We start from the raw sequence: 22,106 nt of genomic DNA on the forward strand, positions 1-22,106 counted from the left end.
GCCCCCCTCAGCCCCGAATTTCTGCGCGCCTGCCTGTCGGACATAAAAGCCGGACTGTTCTGGCAGGCCCTGCCCCGGCTGGAACCATACGGGCAGTGCCCTCCGGCAGAAAACGCCAGTGCGGAACAGGCGGGTATTCTCTACGCCACCTGTCTGGCTGCCGTGGGTAGGCCTGAACGGGCTGCCGACCTTCTGGCCGCCGTAGCCAGCCGCCACCCCACCAGCCAGCACCCGTTGCAGGATCTGGCCGAGTTGCTGATGGCGCAGGATCGCAGGCCTGAGGCCCTTGCCGCAGGGCAGGCACTCCTACGCCGCACCCCGGATGATACGCGCGTGCATGCCGTGCTGGGCAGCCTGCTGGTGCAAACCGGCCAGCACGAAGCCGCCATAAGCACGCTGAAACAGGCCCTCTCCCGCACCCCGGACGCCACACTGCCGCGTAGCCTGCTGGCCATGGCGCTGACAGAACAGGGCGACATGCAGGCCGCACTGGACTGCCTGCACCCCCTACCCGCCAGCAAAGCTGAGCGCGCGGCAGTGCTGGTCAATATTGGCACGATCCTGACCGGTCAGGGCCGCATGGAAGAAGCCCTCAGCCATTTTGATGGTGCACTCGCCCTGCACCCGGACGATGCCCGCTTTCACTTCAACCGCTCCGTCGCCCGGCTCAAGGCTGGCGACTACGCCAAAGGCTGGCAGGAGCATGAGTGGCGGCATGCCCTGCCCGGTCACGCAACCATGCCTGACCGCGCCACACTCCCCGCCCTGAAAGGCACAGAGCGGCTTGATGGCCAGCGCGTGCTGCTCGTGCATGAAGAAGGGCTGGGCGATACGCTCATGTATCTGCGCTATATCCCGTCTCTGGCGCAGCGTGGGGCGATTATTCACCTGCTGGTGCCGCCAGAACTGCACCAGCTCTGCCAGCGCGTGCAGGGTGTCCATACCGTGCATGTCATGCGCGATGATACGCCGCCTCTGCCCGCCTTTGACTGGTATTGCGGCTTTATCAGCCTGCCGCGTATTTTCCTGCATACCTCCACGCCATGGGGCACCGCCGTGCCTTACCTGCAGGCAGATGAGGAAAAAACACGCGCCATGGCAGGGCTTCTGCCTTCGGGCAAAGCGCTCAGGGTCGGGTTGGTCTGGGGCGGAGCACCACGTAACCGCACGCTGGCAGCCCATATTGTAGACAGGCGGCGCTCGCTCCCTTTAAGCGCCCTTGCCCCGCTGGGCCGCCTGCCGGGGGTTAAGCTCATCAGCCTGCAAAAAGGCCCCTATGCAGAACAGATGATGGACCCGCCCGAAGGCATGTCCCTGTACGACCCGACAGACGCCCTGCACAGTATGGACGACACGGCAGCCCTGATCATGGGACTGGATGTGGTGGTGAGCGTGGATACATCCGTGGCGCATCTGGCCGGGGGGCTGGGCAAAACAGTGCTGCTGATGGATCGCTACGATAACTGCTGGCGCTGGCTGCACGGCCGTGACGATACGCCGTGGTATCCGAACCTGCGTATCATCCGCCAGACCACACCGCGCCAGTGGGCTGATGTGGTTAGTCGTGTCGCCCAGAGCCTTTCGACCATGGCACGCACCCGGCGGACTTCTGCCTTGAGTTGAAAAAATTATCGCGGCAACACGCCACATGGGCATACCGGGTGTGCGGCACCCGATGCACCCGGCTCTCCGCTACCTATCATGCGGACATAAAAAGCCGAGATTAACAGGGTCTGAAACCGGGCAATAAAAATGCCATGGTCCGGGCAGTCATATTGCTACCCGGACCCAACCAGAATGTATTGGCTCAGGCACCGCCTGCGGGGGCTTTAACCGCACCGGCAGCCGGTGCCGCCTGCGGGGCGACATTGGTCGGGGCGGTTGCGATCATCCGCGCATCAGCCCCACTGCCAATAACTTCAAACACCGCCAGAGCGCGCCGCACCCGGCCATCGGGCAGCAGGACAAACGCCCCATCCACGCCCTGGAAGCCTGCCGGACGGGTCAGCAATTTAGGCGAAAAGTCCTTGGCACCTTCGTTCGCCAGTGTGCGGATAGCCCCTGCGGCATCATAGGTCAGGTCAACCAGCGGCTTGGGTGCATGCTGGTACTGTGCGGAAAAACGCGCCACAAACCCCTGACGGGCCGCAGGGTTGGGAGCAGCGTACCACGCACCACGGATCGGCCCCAGCTTGCTGGCAAACGCCGCCCACAGGCCCGGCCCCATGATCCGCACTGCGGGCAGGCCAACCTGCATGTCATTCAGCGCGGTCATGACGGTTTTTAGTGGCAGGCCGGTATCGCCCAGCAACAGGGCATCAAAAGGCAGCGAGGCAGGCGCAACACCCTGCCCGGAAGCACTCAGCCCAGCCACGCCCGTGCTGGCATTGCCACCGGGCATGGTTGCCGGAGCGCTAGCGGCTTCGTTACCCGCCTGCCCCAGCGCCGCCGCCAGATCCGTAGGCAGCGGTTGGGCCTGTGCATCCGGCCCCGGACCGGCCACACCAGCGGGAAGCGATGCGCCATTCGTGCTGATACCGCTCAATTGCTTAAGAGCATCCGTAACGCTGTCTGGCGCCGTGGAATGATAGCTGATGACAGGCTCCGCCAGCCCCTGATCCCGGCAGGCAACCTGCAGGCCGCTGCCCATGGCGCGCCCCAAAGGATTATCCGGCAGCAGGGCAGCAAAGCGCTTGCGACCTTCCTGTCGGGCCTGCTCCACCAGACGCTGCACCTGATCTTCGGGCGTAATCCCCATGACCCATACGCCCGGACGGGCCTGCGCCACATCGCTGGTCAGGGCCAGAACCGGCACCCGCCCTGCCTGTGCGGCGGGTGTGGCTTCCGCCGTATCACCGCTGGTCAGCGGCCCGATCAGCACACTGTCACCCGCCCGCACGGCAGCGGCGGCGGCCTCGGCAGCGCCACCGGGGGCTGCGGTATCGTGGGCATCCACCCGCAGTTGCACGCCGGGTGTTCCCTGCTGGGGCTGCGTGGCCAGCGCCATTTCCGCCCCGGCAAGCAATTCACGCCCAAGGGGAGCATTGGCCCCGCTCAGGGGCAGCAACACACCAACGCTACGGCTGGGTGCGGGTTTTTGTGCTTCAGTCACACCGGCAGAGCCTGCCCCCGGTCCGGAAGACTGCTGCGCGCATCCGGCCAGCAGAAGCCCGCCAAGCCCAACAGCGGCAAGACCGCGCCCTTTTGGCGCATATGTGGCATAAACCACGGACATTCTGGCCATTGTGGCCTTGCATGGGGGGGCATTTGCCCCCAGAGCTTGAGCATAAAGCCCTGACAGGAACGAATATGCGCGCGTCATCATCCACATCATCCTCTACCGCCAGCCAGCCTGATGAGCCGCCGCATGACAAGACTGCTTCATTCCATAGCGAAGGGGAAGCCCCAAGTCATGTGCCTTCTTCCGCTAGCGTGCCGCCTGCGACACTCGTGCTTGTCGCAACGCCTATCGGCAATCTGGGCGATTTCAGCCCACGCGGGGCCGAAGCGCTGGCTGCGGCAGAACTCGTATTGTGTGAAGACACGCGCACTACCGCCCGGCTGCTGAGTGATCGCGGGATCAGTGCCCGCACGGAAGCGCTGCATGAACATAACGAGCGCCAGCGTGTTCCCGCCCTTGTTGCCCGCCTGCAGGCAGGTGCGCGGATTGCACTGGTTTCAGACGCGGGCATGCCCCTGCTGTCCGACCCCGGCTACCGGCTTGTGCGTGCAGCCATAGAGGCAGGTATTACCGTAACCGCCGTGCCCGGCCCCAATGCGGCGCTGACCGCTCTGGTGCTGTCAGGCCTGCCACCCTATCCGTTTCTGTTTGTCGGCTTTCCGCCCCCCCGCTCCGCCGCCCGGCGCGAGGCCTTCGCCCGACTGCATGCGGCGGAACGCGCGGGCCTTGGCGCAACCCTGATCTGGCATGAAGCCCCGCACCGGCTGGCCGACACCCTGCACGACATGGCCGCCGTATTCGGGCCAGACCGCCCCGCCGCCGTTGCGCGCGAACTGACAAAACGCTTTGAGGAACTCCGCCGGGGCAGCGTGTCAGAACTGGCGGATTTTTATACCCAAACGCCACCCCGAGGCGAAATCACCCTGCTGCTAGGCCCAGCCCCGGAAGAAAGTGCTAGCGCCGATGATCTGGATGCCACCCTGACCAGCCTGCTGGCCACGCATTCCGTCAAGGATGCGGCGGCTCTGGCCGCCGCCGCCGCGGGCCTACCAAAACGGGTTGTCTATGCCCGCGCACTGGAACTGGCCAACCAGAAGAAAGATTAGGCGCAAAACACGCCATCACTCGGCAAATAACCGCTTCAGGCGGCGGCCACGGCCTCGCCCGCCGCATGGCCGCTGGCCCATGCCCAATGGAAATTATAGCCACCCAGCCAGCCGGCAACATCAACCGCCTCGCCCACCACATACAGGCCGGGCACCGTGGTCGCTTCCATCGTGCGGGAGGACAGGGCGCGCGTATCTACACCGCCGCGCGTAACCTCTGCCTTGGCAAAGCCTTCGGTGCCGGTAGGGGTAAGTGCCATATGGCCGAGATGACGGGCCAGTGCTGCTACATCCTTATCCGCCCATTCGGCCAGTGGCCTGCCATGCAGCTTTTCCGGCACGTAATGGGCACTGAGCGCCTGCGCCAGACGTTGCGGCAGCCAGCGCCCCATAGTGGCGGGAGCCTGTGTACGCACACCGGTTTTTTTCAGCCGCGCCAGAGCTGCGCCCATATCCTGCCCCGGCACCAGATCCAGCGAGATCGGCTGCCCCGCGCGCCAGAAAGAGGAAATCTGCAACAAAGCCGGGCCGGAAAGCCCCCGGTGCGTAAACAGCAGCGCTTCTTCAAACGCTACCTTGCCGCACGAAGCGCGTACCGGCAGCGACGCACCGGCCAGCGTGCGCAGCCACGCATCCTCTTCCCGACCGAAAACCAGCGGCACCAGCGCGGGCTCAGGCGTAATGACCGGCAAGCCGAACTGGCGCGCCACATCATATGCAAAGCTGCTCGCCCCCAGCTTGGGAATGGACAGCCCGCCACTAGCCAGCACCAGAGAACGCGCATGCATCGTGCCAGCCGATGTCTGCACCGTGAAGTGATCCGCCTTGCTGACACCACTCACCCGCACGCCGGTTACAATCCGCACATGTGCTGCGCGGCATTCTTCCAGCAGCATCCGCACGATGTCGGAGGCGGAGTTGTCGCAAAAAAGCTGACCTAGCTTTTTTTCATGCCAGGCAATGCCATGCTGCTTCACCAGGGCCAGAAAATGTTCCGGCCGGTAACGGCTGATGGCGGATTTGACAAAATGCCGATTGCTCGAAAGAAAGCATTCGGCGCGCATGTCTGTATTGGTAAAATTACAGCGCCCGCCGCCTGAAATCAGGATTTTACGCCCGACCTCCGGCCCGTGCTCCAGCACGCTCACCCGCAGGCCACGCCTGCCCGCGACAAGCGCTGTCATGAGGCCCGCAGCGCCCCCTCCGACAACGATCACATCCTGCACGGCCGCGGCCGTGCCAGAAAGTCCGTTCATAATTCTTAAAAATCCAGATTGGTGTAGTATTCGGGGGGGGTAATACCGGAGATACGATCCGCCAGCAGGGGGCGGAAACAGGGGCGTGACTTCATGCGGGCATACCAGTCACGCAGAGCGGGAACACGCGCCCAGTCTATGTCGCCAATAAAATCCATGCACGACAGATGGGCGGCTGCCGTAAAATCCGCCAGCGACAGAAAACCGCCGCCCAGCCAGTTACGGTTTTCCGCCAGTTCATTGGCGTAGCGCATCAGCGGGCGCATGGAGGCATAGGCTTCGCGCAGGGCCCCGCCATCTGGGTTGCCGCGTCCGCTCAGCCGCTTCATCACCCGTTCATCAATAAACCGGCCAGACACTTCGCGCGCGAATAGTGCATCGAACCAGTTTGCAACCCGGCGCACCTCCACCCGCTCCGCCAGCGTGCGGCCAAGCAGGGGCGTATCGGCATAGGCTTCTTCAAGGTATTCGCAGATGACGGAGGCGGACGGCACAATCAGCCCGTTATCCTCGATCAGCACGGGCACATCCCCCGCCGGGTTGATGGCGAGCAGTTCCGGGCGCTGTTCCCAGGCGCGTTCGATCACCGGTTCAAACGGCAGACGCTTTTCACCGAGTACCAGACGCACGGTTCGGCTAGCCGGAGATATAGGAAAATGCAGGAGTGTACGCATACGCTTTCGTTTATGCCATTGCCCGCCCCCACGCCAGAGGGAAAACACAGCCCGCCAAAAACTGCCGCGATTGTGTCTGGCGGCATAAAGCGCTTGCCTTCGGCCTGCCAAGTCGCCAATGCGTAAAAACAGGTACGCACCAGCAAGCCAGCGCGGAGGAATCCCGCCCCGGTTCTTGCGCGCTGTCCCTATTGTTGACCACCTGATTTTGAGAGCGGCGGTATTTCCTTGTCTGGCACATCCTCGGCTGGCCCATCAGCACCCCTCCCGCGCATCCGCATGTCCGGACGCACGTTCGTGGCTCTGACCCTGACCCCGGAATCTCCCCTGACGGACTGGCTGAGCGCGCTCGATCAGCAGATCGCGCGTTCGGTCGGGTTTTTCGCGGGCAAACCCGTCATTGTGGATCTGAGCATGGTGCAGGCTGACACGCCCGGCCTGCCCACCCTGCCGGATGACCTGAAGCAGCGTGGCATCCGTATTATCGGGATTGAAGGCGGCAGCCGCGACTGGCCCGCCACAACGGGGTGGGAATGGCCCGAAAGCCCGGCCTCCGCCCGCACACCGCCCACACAAACGCGCGAAAACGCATCCTCCACCGATGCCGATCCGACCAACCAGAGCAAAAACGCTAACCACCCCGTAACCCTTGTTGTGGAAGAAAGCATCCGCTCGGGCCAGCAGGTTATCTGGCCTGAAGGCGATGTGGTGGTGCTCGGAGCGGTAGCCTCAGGGGCCGAAGTGTCCGCCGGGGGGTCCATCCACATCTACGGCGCCCTGCGTGGCCGCGCCGTGGCAGGCATTGGGGGGCGTGGCTCCTCGCGGGTGTTTACCAAGGCGCTGGATGCGGAACTGGTGGCCATAGACGGGTTTTACGCCACCGCCGAGGAAATGGACCCGGCCTGCGCCAGCGGCCCCGCGCAAATCCTGCTTGAGGGAGAAAGGCTGGTGTTCCGCGCCCTACCCGGCTGATGGAACATGTCAGCGCCACAATCTTGTGGAAAATGGCAAAAAAAAGCCCGCTGTAAACGAAAAATTCAAAGTTACATTTTCTAATGCAACCAGCTAATGTCGCCGTATGACCGCGCCAAAGGGCTCCGGCGGCATGACCTGTAAGAAAAGGAACACCGATGGCAAAGGTTCTCGTCGTCACGTCAGGCAAGGGTGGCGTCGGCAAGACCACTACAACAGCAGCTCTCGGGGCGGCTCTGGCCAAAACCGGGCAGAGCGTGGTTCTGGTAGATTTTGATGTTGGCCTGCGTAACCTCGACCTCATCATGGGGGCCGAACGGCGCGTGGTGTTCGACCTGATCAACGTCATTCAGGGCGATGCCAATCTCGCTCAGGCGCTGATCAAGGACAAGCGGATCGAGACCCTCTCCCTCCTGCCCGCATCGCAAACGCGCGACAAGGATGCCCTGACGGCAGAAGGGGTGGCCAAAATTATCGAACAACTGCGCGAGAAGTTCGACTGGGTGATCTGCGACAGCCCTGCGGGGATCGAGCGCGGCGCACAGATGGCCATGCACCATGCAGACATGGCCGTAATCGTGACCAACCCCGAAGTGTCCTCCGTGCGTGACAGCGACCGCATTATCGGCATGCTGGACAGCACCACGGAAAAGGCCCGCGCGGGCGAAAAAATGCCCAAGCACCTGCTGCTGACCCGTTATGACCCGCAGCGTGCGGCATCGGGCGACATGCTGGGCACGGACGACGTTCTGGAAATCCTGTCCATTCCCCTGCTGGGCATTGTTCCCGAAAGCCCGGATGTGCTCAAGGCGTCCAACCTTGGCGCGCCCGTTACCATTGCCGAACCCAACAGCGCCGCAGCCGGAGCCTATATGGAAGCCGCCCGCCGCCTGATGGGTGAGGACATCAAGATCACCATCCCCACCGAGCGGCGCGGTCTGCTCGACTGGCTGTTCAAATGGAGAGCCGCATGAGTTTTCTCTCCAACCTGTTCAACAAACGCTCCTCCGCACCCATCGCCCGGGATCGGTTGCAGATTCTGCTGGCTCACGAACGTATGTCCGTGGATGGCGGCAATCAGGATGACCTACTGGCCAAGCTGCACCGCGAGATCATGGAAGTGATCAAGCGCCATATCTCGGTCGATCAGGACAAGGTGCAGATCAAGATGGATCGCGGGGCACAGTGTTCGGTGCTGGAAATTGACGTGGAAGTTCCGGGCCTGACGGACCGGGTTGCCAAAAAAGACTAAGCTTTTTGGCCCGGCCCCAATCATGGGCCGGGCCAAAAGGTTTTTCAGGCTGGCAGCAACGGCTCCAGCCATACACGCGCCTGCATGAAATCCTCCCTCAGCGCTTCCACCGCCGCCTCTGGGTCGCGCTGCTCAAATGCTGCGATCAGCCGCAGATGCGGGTGGTCCGGGTCTGCTGGCGTTGTGGGCGGCAGGCAGTTAGTGGCGGCGTAAACCGGCCCCATGCGCGCCCACAGGCCACGGATCAGCCCGACCGTAAGCAGGCGCCGCGAAAACCGTGCCGTCGTGCTGTGAAAAACCACATTGGCCACCGCCGCCGCATGTGGGCTGCCAGCCTCGTAAGCCAGAATGAAATCATGGTGCTTTGCCCGCATGACCGCAATTTCATCTGCGGTAACATGGGTCGCCAGTTCCCGCGTGATGCGCTCTTCCAGATCGCCCCGCACGCCATGAATTTCGAGAAAGACCTCGCGCGCCGTTACCGGCACACAGGCGGTGTTGCGATCATCCAACTCCAGCGCCTGCTCGGAAACAAGACGCAGCAGCGCCTCGCGCACGGGTGTCGGGCTAAGGCCCAAGGCCGCTGCCAGAGGCCGCAACACAAGCCGCTCTCCCCCCTGATAGTGGCAGTAAATGAGCTGATCTCTGATCTGCTGGTAGGCGTATGCAGCCAGCGCACCGCGCCCCTCAGGGCGTGAATGATCTGGTGTTACCAAAATAGAGCCTGCTCTCATTGCGCGTAAGCCGTCCGCTCTGTTCGTCCGTGATACAAAATCCGGCGCGCCACTGTTTAGCCAGCAAAAACCACCAGCCCATGGTGCCGCCACCGCACTGGTTCCGACTCTATCAAAATTCCGCCATGAGGGAACCCGACACCAACATGGAATCACACAGGATTGCGCCAGAAAGTCTCCCGCTGTGCATTTATTCCGTGCTCGCCTCGATTGGGTTGCAATAAAAACTTCGTGAGAGCACGGCCACGTCAACCCCCCGGCCTTACGAGCAAACGGCCTGCCGCTCACAACCCAAAAGCAGACCACGCCACCACCACAAACCACCCCGAAAGCCCCGCAAAAATGCGGAAATTTCTCAGAAATATTTAATTTCCCTTTTGGCAAGTCTCAGGTTTTTACAATACCGATACAAAAACGCCAGACACCCACACCCGACGGGCGGATGTAATAACTTAGTCTCTTTTTCCAACGGCATATCCCTTAGCCGAGGCATCTCCCCCCTCCCCCTTTCCCTGCAACCGGCATGAACACACCGCCAGTTCAACACGGCACGTATTGACGGCAGGAAGCCTTGTCTCTCACAGAGCAATTTCAATGGATTGGGAGCGCGGACTTCAATGGCATCAAGAAAAAAGACACTGGTTGCTACTGTCATGGCCGCATCAGTGGCCAGTCTCCCATATACTTTGGCCCGCCATGCCATGGCCGATGACTATAGCGACCTGCTGGATGTTCTGCGTGCCAAAGGCAGCCTGACCCAACACGAATACAGCACCCTGCTGAGCAAGCATGTCCGCCACACCGCGGCCGAGCAGGATGCAGCCCCCCGTGCTGCCCGCCCCACGGCTGCGCATGCCCATGCCGGACAGCAGGCTGCCAGCCATGCGGCGGCTCACGGCGTCAGCAATGGGTATGAGCCTGGCATCCGGTTTGAGGGTGCTCCCGAAGTCGCCTCCTCCTCCCGCGCTGAAGATGCCGCCACCCGTGCGGAAGCCAGCGCCCGTTCTGCCCAGCAGGCACTGGACGCCATGAATCAGGGCAACTTCGTGCGCGTGGCCAAATATGTGCCCGGCAAGGGGCTGACCTTTAAAACCGGGCCGATAGACATCAACCTGTCGGGCTTTATCAACGGGTTTTATACCTTCAACAGCCCCGGCGGCGGCCCAGCCATTGCTGGCGGCGTTTCTACGGGCAGCTCAGGCTTTGATTCCTCAGGCGTGCGTAACGGCCTGTTGCCTGCGGGGCTGATCCTCAAACTCAGCACCCAGCAGCAGGGCTGGGATATCGACGCGGTTCTGGGCATGTATCCGGGCATGAACAACGCCAAGAACGGGGCTTTCAATGCCAATACCGGCGGCAGTCCGGTTGGGCTTGGCACACCGGGCATCGATTTCCGTCAGATTTACGTCACGTTTGGCAACAGCCATGTGGGTACGTTCAAAGTCGGGCGTGACCTCGGCCTGTTCGGCGGCGACGCCATCCTGAACGATGCAACCCTGCTCAGCGTAGGGGCCACCGGCAGCAACTCGGCTCCGGGCAATACCTCTCTGGGCCGTATCGGCGTAGGCTATGTCTATGCCGACTGGATTCCGCAGATTACCTACACCACGCCAAAAATCGCAGGGGTGCAGGCCAGCGTAGGTGTTTTCCAGCCTCTGGACGAATTCCAGTATGCGGGCTCCAATGCCGACAGCACCTCATACTCCGCGTCCTCCACGCAGCATTCCTCGCCCATGATTCAGGGCAAGGTCACGTATGAGGCGACGTTTGGCGAGGTCAAGGCCAAGATCTGGGCCAGCTTCCTGATCCAGCATCAGCAGAACCTGCAATATCTCGACAACGGCACCTCGACCCCAACCGGCACGCACCATGCCGCCATGGTTGAAGCCGGCGATATCGGCGCCAAAGTCAGCTACAAAGGCTTTGAAGGTGTTGCCTACTACTATCGCGGCAGCGGGCTGGGCACCACGGGTCTGTTCTTCGATGGCGTAGCCGCCAATGGTAGCAAGCGCGATTCTGAAGGCTATTACGTGCAGGCCGCCTATAACGTGACGGAGCGCCTCAAGCTGGTCGGCAGTTACGGGGTGAGCAACCTCTATCTTGCCTCAGGCGAAGCGCAAATGGTTGATCCGGCCTATCTGGTGCGGCGCAACCAGTCCGTTATTGGGGCAGCCTATTACCACCTGACCGACTGGCTCAATCTGGTGGGCGAATACGCCCATACCTCATCAGATTCCCATAACGGTAGCTCCGAAAGCGATGATACCGCCTCAGCCGGTGTGATCCTGCTGTTCTAAAACCGATAGCTGATTACACACGGGGCTGTTGTTCCATTGCGGGGTGAGGTAAGTAACGGTTGCATGACTGTTCACTCGCCCCGCACCTGCGTCCATGGCTCCGCCACTAGCGGGGTCAAGCGTTGTTACGCTCTTGCAGTCTCCTGCCTAGCGGGCCGCCTGTAGCCGCATGACTGTGGCCTTTACCCTATCGCGTTATATCGCAAAGCAGTTCGTGCTGTCGGTGCTGCTCATGCTGGCTTCGCTCACGGGGATGGTAGGCCTTTTCGACTTTCTTGACCTGCTGCGTCGCGCCTCTGCCCACCCTAATGCGGGCGCTTCGGTCGCGGCGGAAATCGCGGCCCTGCATCTCCCGTACTTCACCATCATCATCCTGCCTTTCGCGACCCTTCTGGGCGGGGTCTTGTGCTTCTGGCGGCTGACCCGCTCATCCGAACTGGTTGTGGCGCGCGCGGCAGGTATTTCGGTCTGGCAGTTCCTGACCGCACCACTGGGCTGCGCTATTCTGCTCGGGGTATTGGCCACAACGGTGGTCTCTCCCCTGTCTTCCATCATGTATTCATGGGCGGAAAAGCTCGACCAGCGCTATCTGCGCTCGGATGACGGGCCTCTGAGCATTGCTGGTGGCTCGCTATGGCTCCGCCAGTCCGACCAGACCACACCCCACGGCATTGCCATCCTGCATGCGCGCAGTGTGCAGTTCCACAATACGGCCCTGCATATTGGCAATATCAGTGTGCTCAGGCTGGATCAGAACAACGAGCTGATTTCCCGAATCGAAGCCCCTACAGGCTATCTCGATCATGGGTTCTGGGTTCTGGACAAAGCATCCCGGGTGCTGCCCAACGAATTGCCTACTTATATCGGCCGCACGGTTCTGCCGACAGACCTGACCGTAAACCGGGTGCAGGAGAGCTTTGCCTCGCCTGACACATTATCCGTCTGGGCGCTGCCAAGCTTCATTACTCTGCTGGACCGCTCCGGATTCTCCTCCATCCGCCACCGCATCCACTTTCAGACCCTGCTGGCATTGCCCGTGCTCAGCGGCACCATGTGCCTTGTCGCGGCTGGCTTTTCCATGCGACCATCGCGCCATGGCGGGGTCGCCCGTATGATCGGCTCTGGCGTTGCCGCCGGTTTTCTGCTTTTCACGGTATCCAAGGTCGCGGAACAGTTCGGCAAGTCAGGTGTGCTGCCGCCCGTTCTTGCTGCGTGGGTTCCCGCCGTAGCAGGGCTATGCCTTGCGATCGCCCTGCTTTTACATCTGGAGGATGGCTGATTTTGTCCCTGGCGCTCTGGCCCTTACCCCGCGCAAGCCGCCCCTGCCGTCGGGCCAGCCTGAGTGCGGCTACCGCTCTGGGCAGTATCATTGCCTGTACCGTACTGCTCCGCCCCACCGCGGCCTGGGCACAGTTCCGCCCGCAGCAGATCCATTTCGACGCGGACACACATAGCTCGTCCGATGCGCCCGCCACCTTCCAGTCCGACAAGGTCGATTACAACGACACCGACCACACCGTCACATGGTCCGGCAATGTGCAGGTCTGGCAGGATGAACGCGTTCTAAGAGCAGATCAGATCGTTTACGACCGCGATACGGGCATTGTCACCGCACGCGGAAACGTGGCCACCGTCCAGTCCGATGGGTCGGTACTGTATGCACAATATGCCGAACTCAGCGGCGGCATGCGCAACGGCGTCATGCTGCATGTTTACGCCAACATGGCTGATAACGTGAAAATTGCCGCAAACGGGCTGAGACGCACGGACGGCAAGGTCAACGACATGAGCCGGGTGATCTACACCGCGTGCGAAATCTGCGCCAAGGACAAGACACGCGCACCGTTCTGGCAGTTCCGCGCTTATGGCGCGACACAGGATATCGAACACTCCAAGCTCGATTTCCGCGATACCTATGTCGATATTCTGGGTATCCCGGTTTTCTACATGCCCTTCTTTTCCATGCCGGACCCCTCCGCCAAACGGCAGAGCGGCTTTCTCATGCCCGGCATCACCCCGCATGACAGTTATCTGGGCACCTATTTCACCATCCCGTATTACTGGGTCATCAACGACGAGTCAGACCTGACCGTTCAGGGCCTGTTCTCAACCGCAACGGGTCCACAGCTCAGCGGCATTTACCGACAGGCACTGAATTTCGGCTCGCTCAATATCCGGGGTGGTTTCGCCTACGATACCCACAACGCCATCAATTACACGAACGGCTTTGGCAACAAGGTCAATAGTGGTGACCCCCATGGTATGCAGGGGCATATTTTTGCCCGTGGCCTGTTCAATATCAACAGTTACTGGCGCGCTGGCGCCAATATCAACCTCGCCACCTCCGCCAACTACATGCGTGACTACCGCGTACAGGGCTACGGGAGCGAAATGCTCAATTCGAACGCCTTTCTGGAAGGCTTCGGCACCGGCGCTTACAGCAGGCTGGATGCGCAGTACTATCAGGGCCTCAACCAGGGGGTCATCCACAACTCGGACCTGCCTGCCGCTCTCCCGCGCTATACATACAGCTTTGTTGGCCAGCCAGATGCCCTTGGCGGCAGGCTGAGTGTCAACACAACGGATTTCTACGTCCGTCGAACCATCGGCGCCACAGACCAGCGCGGCGAATTACAGCTCAACTGGGATCGCCCCTTCCATACCAAATCGGGCGAGCAGTTCCTGCTCACTCTACGTCTGGATTCCACGCTCTACCGGGGGTCCAAGCTGTATCAGCTTCCCAATTACTATTCCCGCTCTACAGGCCACGGTATGATCTCGGGCATGGTGCTGCCCACCATCGCGCTGAAAACAAACTGGCCTTTTGTCCGTTCGTTCGAGCATGGGCGCGGCACGCAGTTGCTTGAACCCATTGTGCAGGGCATTTACGCCCCCAATACCGGAAACGGTGCGGATGACGGCCTGCCCAATGAAGACAGCTTTGCCTACGAATTCACGGATTCAACCCTGTTCTCGCTCAACCGCTATCAGGGCACAGACAGGCTGGATGGCGGGCTGCGCGCCAATGTGGGCGTACATGCCAACTGGACATGGAACGGGCACGAAGTGGACCTGCTGGCCGGGCAGAGTTTTCAGGAACACGTGGAGCATGACCGCCTGCCCTATTCCGGGCTGGACCACCATGTATCTGATGTCGTGGCGCGCGCGCGCGTAGCGCCCAGCGAGTATTTCTCGTTCACATCGCGCATGCGCTACAATCCCTACTCATCGCAGGTCGATTTTGGCGATGCACTGTTTAACGTCAATGTCCCGCATCTGCGGCTCAACGGCGGTTATATCTGGGAACCCATCACGCCCTATTACTACTACGCCACCGACTACCGCACGAACAACCTGAACAAGCTGTACACAACCCGCACAAGCGAAATCAGTGGCGGCGTATCGGTATACTGGTCTAACTGGCATGCCTCGATCTTCTCGCGCCGCAGCCTCTCGCGGCAGCAGTTTGTTACCAACGGTGTAACCGCCGGTTACGGCAATGACTGCTTTGGCATCGACTTCATGTATCTCAAGCAATACACCTCCATTGGCGGCGTACAGCGTTACTCGACCTATCTTGTCACGCTCAGTCTCAAGTCCCTTGGCTCCTTCGGTGTCAAATAAGAACTGCTTCAAAAATGTCGCGGCCTCCGTTATCAGGTATAACCGCGCCTGATCTGGCAGAAAGCTGAAAGACCGTTCCGTATGCGCCTGCGTTCCCTTACCTTGGCCTGCTACGCCATGGCTGCCCTGTCGGCTCCTCTGGCGACGGCCCATGCCGCCCCTGACGCGCAGGAGCCGCATGGCGATGCCGCAGCCAAGGCCGCGCCCAAGCCGGACAACTCCATTGTCGCGGTCGTTAACAGCGTTCCCCTGACCCGGCGCGATGTGGATAACCGAGGCAAGCTCTTCGCCCTGTCCACCGGCCTGCCGCTCTCGCCCGAGCTAATGGATCGCCTGCGCCCGCAGATCATCCGCCAGCTGATTGATGAGCGACTGCGCACGCAGGAAATCCTCAGCCGCCATATCAATGTGCCGCTTGACCAGATTGCCTCTGCCATCAGCAATATCGAGCGCCGTAATGGCATGCCTGAAGGGGCCCTGCGGGCACATCTGGCCAAGGACGGCGTTTCGCTGACAACGCTGATCGACCAGATCCGGGTACAGATCGGCTGGATACAGGTACTGCGTCAGGAGCTTGGGCAGCGTTCGCGCGTTGCGGCCAAGGATATCGCCCAGCGTCAGGCCGCCCTCCAGCGTGAAGAAGGCCGCACCGAATACGAAATTGGCGAAATTTTCGTCAAAGTTGAAGACCCGCGCCACGCTGAGGATGAGTTGGACTTCACCAACACCATCATTCAGGAACTGCGCAAGGGAGCCCCCTTCCCCATCGTTGCGGCACAGTTCTCACAGAGCCAGACAGCGCTTGATGGCGGGTCTATGGGCTGGGTGCAGGAAGATGAGCTTGACCCGGCAGTTGTCAACATCGTCCGGCAGATGCCTGTGGGCGTGGGGGCTGTCTCCAACCCGATTACCGTGCCCGGTGGCTTCCTGATCGTCACGCTCAACGGCAAGCGCACGGTCGGCAAGGAAATCGGGCATGTGATTTCCGCCCGTCAGGTGTTTCTGCCCTTCGATACCCTGCTTGACCCCCAGCACGTTACCCCGCAGCAGCAGGCAACCCTCCAGAAAGCCCTACACCTGTCGCAGAGCGCCAACAACTGCGCGGACATGGAGCGGCTGAACAAGGCTGAAGGCGAAAAACGCCCGAGCGACCCCGGTGAACTGCCGCTTGAGCGCCTGAACCCGCAGATGCAGTCCGTGCTGGCCAACCTGCCGCTGAACAAAGTCTCGCGCCCGATGGTCTCACGTGACGGGATCGACCTGCTGATGGTGTGCGACAAAAAGGAAAAGAACTTTTCCGACCGCTCACCCAGCGAAATCGCGGATCAGCTCATGAATGAACGTGTCGAACAAGCCGCCCGCCAGCTCGACAGCGACCTGCACCGCCGCGCCATTATCGATATGCGCGTCAAGCTCAAGGGAACGTAATCTCCTGTCCGCTGCACTGGAAAGCCTTGCCGATGTCATCCGCCGTCACGGTCTGGATGCGCGCAAGGCGCTGGGCCAGCACTTTCTGCTGGATCCCGGTATTACCGAACATATCGCGGCACTGGCTGGCACGCTGGATGGCCGCCATGTGGTTGAGGTTGGCCCCGGCCCTGGCGGGCTGACACGCGCCCTGCTGGCAACCGGCGCAAGCCATGTCTATGCGGTGGAACTGGACCCGCGCGCGGTCGCGGTTATCGAGGAACTGGCCACGGCCTTCCCCCAGCGGCTCGACATCATACAGGCTGATGCACTCAAAAAAGACCTGACAACCCTCTGCCCCGCCCCAAGGCAGATTGTCGCCAACCTGCCCTATAATGTCGCCACCCCGCTGCTGGTCGGCTGGTTGCGTCAGGGAGCAGAATGGGAACGCCTGACCCTTATGTTCCAGCTTGAGGTGGCCGAGCGTATCTGCGCCGCCCCAGACAGCGAACATTACGGGCGACTGGCCGTGCTCAGCCAATGGTGCGCAGACTGCGCCATTGTCATGAAACTGCCACCCGGCGCGTTTTCGCCTCCGCCTGCGGTCTGGTCCGCCGTGGCGAGCATCACCCCCCATAAATCCCAGCCCGATCCGGCTCTTTTCCGCGCCATGGAGCAGGTTACAGCAGCGGCCTTCGGCCAACGCCGCAAAATGCTGCGTGGTGCCCTGAAGGGCCTTAAAGGCAACGCTCTGCTTGAACGTGCAGAGATAGACGGAACACGTCGGGCGGAAACCCTGACGATCGATGAGTTCGATCGGTTGGCCCGTGCATGGCGGACCCTTGCTGGCCAGCCTTAGAAAAGCCTCTCTTTCGCGTTACCGGACTTTCGCACCAAGGAGTCCTGCCTGATATGATCGTCCTGCTTTTTGTCATCGCCCTGCTGGCTTTCAGTCTCAGCACAGTTTCAGGCGGCGGCGCAGGACTGATTGTCATGCCGGTTCTGGGGATGCTGCTCGCACCAGAGCAAATCCCCGCGGCCCTGTCCCTTGGCACGGCTGTCAGTTCAGCCACCCGCATCGCCACATTCTTCCGTGCCATCAACTGGCGTGTGGTGTGCTACTTCGTGCCCGCCAGCCTGCCCGGCGCGTGGCTTGGCGTGTGGATGCTCAGCCTGATGCAGCCTGTGTATCTAGACCTGCTGCTGGGCCTGTTCCTGCTCGGCAACCTGCCACTGCTGCTGCGTCGCAAAAAACCGGGTACCGCCACACAGCCACAGACAGCCGAAAGCACGATCGCACCTCCCGCTGTTTCCATGCGCTTTCTCCCCGTCATAGGGCTGCTGGCGGGCTTTATTTCTGGGTTTACCGGGGCGGTCGGGCTGCTGTTCAACGCCTTTTACCACCGTCTGGGGCTCCGCAAGGAAGCCATTATTGCTACGCGCGCAGCCAACGACATTCTGCTGCACCTGACCAAGATCGGCCTTTACGCCGCCTATGGCCTGCTGAACCAGCAGGTATTGCTGGCCGGTGCCGTTGTCGCACTTGCAGGTGTGGCCGCCACTCTGCTGGTGCGGTTCTGGCTACATCTGGTCAATGAGGAGGTGTTCCGCTCCATTGGCCATGCGGCGGCCTGCGCTGCCGGGGCAGCCATGCTGGTCATGGCCGGGCAGCAGGTTATCCGGCAGGATCACGTGCACACAACGCTGAATGCTACCCACTCAGTCGTTTCCGCCAGTATGGGCTGGCGTACCCATATCTACTCCGTTGCCTTTGAGCCCAACAGGGAAATCGAACTCAAACACACCCACCCTGCCTTCAATACCGGCAGGGTGCCCGGCCAGCGTGGTTACTGGTACCGTGCTTCCGTGCTGCATGTGTCGATGAAACGGGGCATTTACATCACCCGTGGTCTTTCACACACGATCAAGACCTGAACACACGGCCTTTGTCAGACTTACTCCCTTTCCGCCACAGCTATGTAATCCCGCGTTAGTGGTACGGCCTCAAGCGATGGAGAAAGCTGCAACTGGAAGTTCATGTGCCCCTGCACCCGAAATGCCAGTTCCGATGCTGTAAGATAAAACTCGAACATCCGGGCAAAACGCTCATCATACAGGGCTACGGCCTCCTGCCTGCGGGCAGCAAAGCGTTCGCGCCAGCAGGCGATTGTTTTCGCATAATGCAGCCGCAGGATCTCGCAATCCGTAACCCATAGCCCTGCCTGTTCAATTGCGGGCAAGACCTCGCTCAGGGCCGGAGAATAACCACCGGGGAAAATATACTTATTGATCCACGGATTGGTTGTGCCCGGCCCGTCATTGCGGCCTATGGAATGAACCAGTGCAACCCCATCGGGCTTGAGGCTGTTTTTCACGACATCGAAAAACTGGCCATAATGCCCAACCCCGACATGCTCAAACATGCCGACAGATACAATCCTGTCAAACTGCCGCGTCAGATGCCGGTAATCGAGCAGTTCAAACCGCACCTGTCCTTCAAGCCCCTCCTGCCGCGCGCGCTCGCGCGCAAAGGCCAACTGCTCCTCGGACAGGGTGATACCCGTCACCACCGCTCCATAATCACGGGCTAGGGTCAGAGCCATGCCGCCCCAACCACATCCGATATCGAGCACCTCAAGCCCCGGCCTATCAAGAAGCAGCTTGGCGGCGATATGCTGCTTCTTGGCTTCCTGCGCTTCATCGAGGGTTTCAGTTCCGTAGCGGAAATAGGCGCAGGAATACTGCCAGTCCTTATCCAGAAACAACTGGTAGAGGCTGTTACCCAGATCATAATGATGCGCGACATTCTGCTTTGAACGGCCAGCGGGGTTGAACTGTATCCAGCCGCGCCGGACATAACGCAGGGCAGAAGCCAGACGCTCGCTCACATGGCCCGCAGGCTCCATGGCGTTGAGCATCAGTAACTGGAGCAGATCATACAGCGTGCAATCCACTGGCTGCAGGCTGTCCTCCATATAGGCTTCGCCCACACCCAGCCCCGGATTGAGCAGCAGGGCGCGCTCGGCATGGGTATCTTTCAGCCTGAGAGCCGCCTGCGGCCCCGGCTTACTGCCCTGATACTGGCTGAAACTGCCATCTGGCCAGTAAACGGACAGACAACCATAAGAAACAAACTGTCGTAAGACCATGTCCAGAAGGTGTTTCAATACACATTCCTTTTCTTACACTGGCAAACTTGAACGAGCATAAGCCAGAGAATAGGAAAGTGGCACGAAAAAAGGACACTGTCTTTTATAGAGCAGCCATGTCATGGCCCAACTCGCCATAACGGTTCTGATCAGCACAGCCGCATAAAAAACGAAATACGCCACGGCTCTATGCCTCATGCCGAAGCGATAAGCATATCCGCGCTCACAGCAGTCCATACGACGATATTTGAAAAGGTGAGCCCGGCAGGAGGTGCCTCAGGCTATTTCCTTATCTGCATGCCCTGTTCTTTACTGGAACGATGCAGCAGATAAAAAAAAGAGGGCGGATTGCTCCGCCCTCTTTTCCGGTTCCGTGCAGGAAAGCCGCCTGTTCAGGCGACGTCGCCCTGCGCGTCTTCGGCGTCTTCGTCAACAATTTCACCTTCAATGAAGGCTTCATCGCCAGCGAGAGTCGCTTCTTCTTCCGGGGTAGCAGCTTCGCCACGTGCCTGACGCTCGGCTTCTTCTTCCGAACGCGCCACGTTGACGGTGACCGACACCACAACTTCAGGATGCAACGCCACCTTCACCGCATACAGCCCAAGGGACTTGATGGGGTGAGCCAGCGAAACCTGCTGACGGTCGATGCTGAAGCCCGCTTCCGTAACAACCTGCGCAACGTCGCGCGTGCTGACGGACCCATACAGGCTCCCGCTGTCACCGGCCTGACGGATCAGGACAACGGCCAGACCATCCATCCGTTCGGACAGACGTTCGGCTTCTTCGCGGTTCTTGATGTTCTGCGCTTCAAGCTGGACGCGTTCACGCTCGAAACGGGCAAGGTTGCCCGCATTGGCGCGAATGGCCTTGCCCTGAGGCAGAAGGAAGTTACGGGCGTAACCAGGACGCACCTTAACCACTTCACCCATCTGACCCAGATGCTCAACGCGCTGGAGCAGGATTACTTCTGTAGCAGCCATGATCGGTTCCCCTCAGCTTACGACATAGGGAAGCAGGGCCATGAAGCGGGCGCGCTTGATAGCCTGCGCCAGCTCACGCTGCTTCTTGGCGGAAACCGCAGTGATACGGCTCGGCACGATCTTGCCACGTTCGGACAGGAAGCGGCTGAGCAGACGCACGTCCTTGTAGTCGATCGCCGGCGCGTTGGGGCCGGAGAACGGGCAGGACTTGCGACGACGATAGAACGGACGACGCGCGCCAACAGCGGGGCGACGAGCGGCGGGGTTGATTTCCATGGATTCAGACATAGCGCTTACTCCGCTCCGTTGTCGGCTGACTCAAGCGGACGATCTTCGCCGCCACGACGGCCACGACCGCTCTCAAAACGGCCACCGGCCGGCTTGGGACCACGGAAGCTGCGCTCGCCACGGTCTTCACCCTTGCGGGACAGAACCGGTGAGGGCGCTTCGTCAATGCTTTCCACGCGCAGCGCCATCATACGCAGCACGTCTTCGTTCAGAGAAAGCTGGCGTTCGATTTCCTTGAGCAGCTCCGAACGCACTTCCAGACCCAGAAGGGTGTAGTGACCCTTGCGGTTCTTCTTGATGCGGTAGGCAAGGCTACGCAGGCCCCAGTATTCGCGCTTGCGGACAGCGCCGCCATCGGCTTCAACCTGAGCGGTGATGCCGTCGACAATCGCATCGACCTGCTGCTGGGAAATATCATTCCGTGCAATAAACACGGTTTCGTAAAGCGGCATGTTCACTCCCTTCGGATCAAATCAACCTGCCCGAACCGGACCCTTCCGGCTTTCGGTGCTGCCTGCACAGTCCATGGACTGGCAGAAAAGCTGCGGGTATAGCCGGGCAATGCCACATGCCCGGCAGGGAAAGGGCAGCTTCAACCACGCCCCCGGGGGAAAAGCAAGAAAAAACGGGATCAGACGCGCAGATGCTGCGGAATATCGAGCCCGAGCCTGTCTGGCACACTCCACATTTCCTCAACCTGCCGCACGGGCCGAAAGCCCGCCTGCTGGTAAAGCTGTCTGGCGCGTGGATGGTCCGCCGTGCTGGTGTTCACCCGCACCTGCCGTGTGCGCCCGCGCCATGCCTCACGCAGGACGCCATCAAGAAAAGCACGCCCTACCCCTCTGCCAATAGCCTGCGGGAACAGACCGAAATAGCACAGGTTCACATCCTCGGGGTCGCGCCGGTCAAGCTCGTAAAACCCACGCACCACACTGCATTCGCGCAAAAGCCCGATAGCCGTGCTGCGCTGGGCCAGAATACGGGCAAGCATTTCATCGGAGGCCGCCTGCCGCATCCACCAGCAGCATGAGCGCCCTACTCGGTCCTGCAGATAGCGGTAATCCGCAACGCTGAGATGCACACCATGCTCAAGCACCCAGCCATCCGGCAACAAAAGGCGCGGGGCGGCTGGCGCCATGGTCATGCGCATGAAGGTGATACCCACCCGCATGCGCGTGACTGGTTC

General features: G+C 60.8%; 20 protein-coding genes. 11 read left to right on the top strand and 9 right to left on the bottom strand.

Translation table 11 applies throughout. The features are described 5' to 3' along the window. A partial coding sequence (locus tag ABF757_RS02820; protein ID WP_415480839.1) for a tetratricopeptide repeat protein occupies nucleotides 1-1,623 on the top strand: 1,623 nt, incomplete at its 5' end. Nucleotides 1,624-1,807: 184 nt separating this feature from the next. Here ABF757_RS02820 and ABF757_RS02825 read toward each other — a convergent pair. Next, nucleotides 1,808-3,322, bottom strand: a complete 1,515-nt coding sequence (locus tag ABF757_RS02825) for a penicillin-binding protein activator (protein WP_415480888.1) — start codon at nucleotides 3,320-3,322, stop codon at nucleotides 1,808-1,810. Between ABF757_RS02825 and rsmI the strand changes: the two genes are divergently transcribed. Then, nucleotides 3,310-4,287 carry a 16S rRNA (cytidine(1402)-2'-O)-methyltransferase gene (gene rsmI, locus ABF757_RS02830; RefSeq protein ID WP_415480840.1) on the top strand — a complete coding sequence of 326 codons (978 nt, stop codon included), beginning with the start codon at nucleotides 3,310-3,312 and terminating at the stop codon, nucleotides 4,285-4,287. The genes ABF757_RS02825 and rsmI overlap by 13 nt on opposite strands. 35 nt (nucleotides 4,288-4,322) lie before the next feature. Here the strand turns inward: rsmI and ABF757_RS02835 are convergent, their stop codons facing one another. Both ABF757_RS02835 and ABF757_RS02840 read right to left on the bottom strand, forming a co-directional pair. Next, on the bottom strand, nucleotides 4,323-5,543 hold the full coding sequence (locus tag ABF757_RS02835) for a BaiN/RdsA family NAD(P)/FAD-dependent oxidoreductase (protein ID WP_415480841.1): 1,221 nt from the start codon (nucleotides 5,541-5,543) through the stop codon (nucleotides 4,323-4,325). 5 nt (nucleotides 5,544-5,548) lie between these two features. Continuing rightward, entirely contained in the window at nucleotides 5,549-6,217 is a 669-nt protein-coding gene (locus tag ABF757_RS02840) for a glutathione S-transferase family protein (protein WP_025860835.1), read from the bottom strand. Nucleotides 6,218-6,496: 279 nt separating this feature from the next. On the opposite strand from ABF757_RS02840, the gene minC reads away from it, so the two are divergent. From minC to minE, 3 genes are all read left to right on the top strand, one after another. Then, entirely contained in the window at nucleotides 6,497-7,189 is a 693-nt protein-coding gene (gene minC / locus ABF757_RS02845; RefSeq protein ID WP_415480842.1) for a septum site-determining protein MinC, read from the top strand. A gap of 158 nt (nucleotides 7,190-7,347) precedes the next feature. Continuing rightward, the gene (gene minD / locus ABF757_RS02850) at nucleotides 7,348-8,163 is read left to right on the top strand and encodes a septum site-determining protein MinD (protein WP_415480843.1); all 816 of its coding nucleotides are present in this window, start codon (nucleotides 7,348-7,350) and stop codon (nucleotides 8,161-8,163) included. Continuing rightward, nucleotides 8,160-8,441 (top strand): cell division topological specificity factor MinE, encoded by a 282-nt coding sequence (gene minE / locus ABF757_RS02855; RefSeq protein ID WP_025860837.1) that lies wholly within the window; start codon nucleotides 8,160-8,162, stop codon nucleotides 8,439-8,441. Before minD ends, minE begins: the two co-directional genes overlap by 4 nt. A 44-nt stretch (nucleotides 8,442-8,485) precedes the next feature. Here the strand turns inward: minE and ABF757_RS02860 are convergent, their stop codons facing one another. Continuing rightward, entirely contained in the window at nucleotides 8,486-9,175 is a 690-nt protein-coding gene (locus ABF757_RS02860; protein ID WP_415480844.1) for a GntR family transcriptional regulator, read from the bottom strand. A gap of 617 nt (nucleotides 9,176-9,792) precedes the next feature. On the opposite strand from ABF757_RS02860, the gene ABF757_RS02865 reads away from it, so the two are divergent. From ABF757_RS02865 to ABF757_RS02890, 6 genes are all read left to right on the top strand, one after another. Continuing rightward, nucleotides 9,793-11,472, top strand: coding sequence for a porin (locus ABF757_RS02865; protein ID WP_415480845.1), 1,680 nt, complete (start codon nucleotides 9,793-9,795; stop codon nucleotides 11,470-11,472). A gap of 169 nt (nucleotides 11,473-11,641) precedes the next feature. Beyond that, on the top strand, nucleotides 11,642-12,751 hold the full coding sequence (gene lptG / locus ABF757_RS02870) for an LPS export ABC transporter permease LptG (protein ID WP_415480846.1): 1,110 nt from the start codon (nucleotides 11,642-11,644) through the stop codon (nucleotides 12,749-12,751). A 2-nt stretch (nucleotides 12,752-12,753) separates the two neighbouring features. Then, complete coding sequence (locus ABF757_RS02875; RefSeq protein ID WP_415480847.1) at nucleotides 12,754-15,096, top strand: LPS-assembly protein LptD; 2,343 nt, start codon at nucleotides 12,754-12,756, stop codon at nucleotides 15,094-15,096. Nucleotides 15,097-15,177: 81 nt separating this feature from the next. Next, a complete protein-coding gene (locus tag ABF757_RS02880) occupies nucleotides 15,178-16,524 on the top strand; it encodes a peptidylprolyl isomerase (protein WP_025860839.1) in 1,347 nt (448 codons plus the stop codon). Beyond that, nucleotides 16,439-17,362, top strand: a complete 924-nt coding sequence (rsmA, locus tag ABF757_RS02885; protein ID WP_415480889.1) for a 16S rRNA (adenine(1518)-N(6)/adenine(1519)-N(6))-dimethyltransferase RsmA — start codon at nucleotides 16,439-16,441, stop codon at nucleotides 17,360-17,362. The genes ABF757_RS02880 and rsmA overlap by 86 nt, the downstream gene beginning before the upstream one ends. Nucleotides 17,363-17,415: 53 nt before the next feature. Then, nucleotides 17,416-18,438 (top strand): sulfite exporter TauE/SafE family protein, encoded by a 1,023-nt coding sequence (locus ABF757_RS02890; RefSeq protein ID WP_415480848.1) that lies wholly within the window; start codon nucleotides 17,416-17,418, stop codon nucleotides 18,436-18,438. Nucleotides 18,439-18,458: 20 nt separating this feature from the next. Here the strand turns inward: ABF757_RS02890 and ABF757_RS02895 are convergent, their stop codons facing one another. The 5 genes from ABF757_RS02895 to ABF757_RS02915 all read right to left on the bottom strand — a co-directional run bounded on the left by ABF757_RS02895 (nucleotide 18,459) and on the right by ABF757_RS02915 (nucleotide 22,091). Beyond that, nucleotides 18,459-19,670, bottom strand: a complete 1,212-nt coding sequence (locus ABF757_RS02895; RefSeq protein ID WP_415480849.1) for a class I SAM-dependent methyltransferase — start codon at nucleotides 19,668-19,670, stop codon at nucleotides 18,459-18,461. Nucleotides 19,671-20,044: 374 nt separating this feature from the next. Next, entirely contained in the window at nucleotides 20,045-20,632 is a 588-nt protein-coding gene (gene rplI, locus ABF757_RS02900; RefSeq protein WP_415480850.1) for a 50S ribosomal protein L9, read from the bottom strand. 12 nt (nucleotides 20,633-20,644) lie between these two features. Then, nucleotides 20,645-20,920 (bottom strand): 30S ribosomal protein S18, encoded by a 276-nt coding sequence (gene rpsR / locus ABF757_RS02905; RefSeq protein WP_025860843.1) that lies wholly within the window; start codon nucleotides 20,918-20,920, stop codon nucleotides 20,645-20,647. Nucleotides 20,921-20,925: 5 nt separating this feature from the next. Further along, a complete protein-coding gene (gene rpsF / locus ABF757_RS02910; protein WP_025860844.1) occupies nucleotides 20,926-21,372 on the bottom strand; it encodes a 30S ribosomal protein S6 in 447 nt (148 codons plus the stop codon). A gap of 179 nt (nucleotides 21,373-21,551) precedes the next feature. Next, complete coding sequence (locus tag ABF757_RS02915) at nucleotides 21,552-22,091, bottom strand: GNAT family N-acetyltransferase (RefSeq protein WP_415480851.1); 540 nt, start codon at nucleotides 22,089-22,091, stop codon at nucleotides 21,552-21,554. Nucleotides 22,092-22,106: the final 15 nt, after the last annotated feature.

The sequence above is a fragment of the Acetobacter papayae genome (assembly GCF_047721125.1).
Taxonomy (GTDB): Bacteria; Pseudomonadota; Alphaproteobacteria; order Acetobacterales; family Acetobacteraceae; genus Acetobacter; species Acetobacter papayae.

Bases quoted from the DNA above. Each gene is read 5' to 3' on its own strand.
- rsmI (WP_415480840.1), top strand. From the start codon at position 3,310: ATGCGCGCGTCATCATCCACATCATCCTCTACCGCCAGCCAGCCTGAT.
- ABF757_RS02825 (WP_415480888.1), bottom strand. From the start codon at position 3,322: ATGACGCGCGCATATTCGTTCCTGTCAGGGCTTTATGCTCAAGCTCTG.
- ABF757_RS02835 (WP_415480841.1), bottom strand. From the start codon at position 5,543: ATGAACGGACTTTCTGGCACGGCCGCGGCCGTGCAGGATGTGATCGTT.
- ABF757_RS02840 (WP_025860835.1), bottom strand. From the start codon at position 6,217: ATGCGTACACTCCTGCATTTTCCTATATCTCCGGCTAGCCGAACCGTG.
- minC (WP_415480842.1), top strand. From the start codon at position 6,497: ATGTCCGGACGCACGTTCGTGGCTCTGACCCTGACCCCGGAATCTCCC.
- minD (WP_415480843.1), top strand. From the start codon at position 7,348: ATGGCAAAGGTTCTCGTCGTCACGTCAGGCAAGGGTGGCGTCGGCAAG.
- minE (WP_025860837.1), top strand. From the start codon at position 8,160: ATGAGTTTTCTCTCCAACCTGTTCAACAAACGCTCCTCCGCACCCATC.
- ABF757_RS02860 (WP_415480844.1), bottom strand. From the start codon at position 9,175: ATGAGAGCAGGCTCTATTTTGGTAACACCAGATCATTCACGCCCTGAG.
- ABF757_RS02865 (WP_415480845.1), top strand. From the start codon at position 9,793: ATGGCATCAAGAAAAAAGACACTGGTTGCTACTGTCATGGCCGCATCA.
- lptG (WP_415480846.1), top strand. From the start codon at position 11,642: ATGACTGTGGCCTTTACCCTATCGCGTTATATCGCAAAGCAGTTCGTG.
- ABF757_RS02880 (WP_025860839.1), top strand. From the start codon at position 15,178: ATGCGCCTGCGTTCCCTTACCTTGGCCTGCTACGCCATGGCTGCCCTG.
- ABF757_RS02890 (WP_415480848.1), top strand. From the start codon at position 17,416: ATGATCGTCCTGCTTTTTGTCATCGCCCTGCTGGCTTTCAGTCTCAGC.
- rplI (WP_415480850.1), bottom strand. From the start codon at position 20,632: ATGGCTGCTACAGAAGTAATCCTGCTCCAGCGCGTTGAGCATCTGGGT.
- rpsR (WP_025860843.1), bottom strand. From the start codon at position 20,920: ATGTCTGAATCCATGGAAATCAACCCCGCCGCTCGTCGCCCCGCTGTT.
- rpsF (WP_025860844.1), bottom strand. From the start codon at position 21,372: ATGCCGCTTTACGAAACCGTGTTTATTGCACGGAATGATATTTCCCAG.
- ABF757_RS02915 (WP_415480851.1), bottom strand. From the start codon at position 22,091: ATGCGGGTGGGTATCACCTTCATGCGCATGACCATGGCGCCAGCCGCC.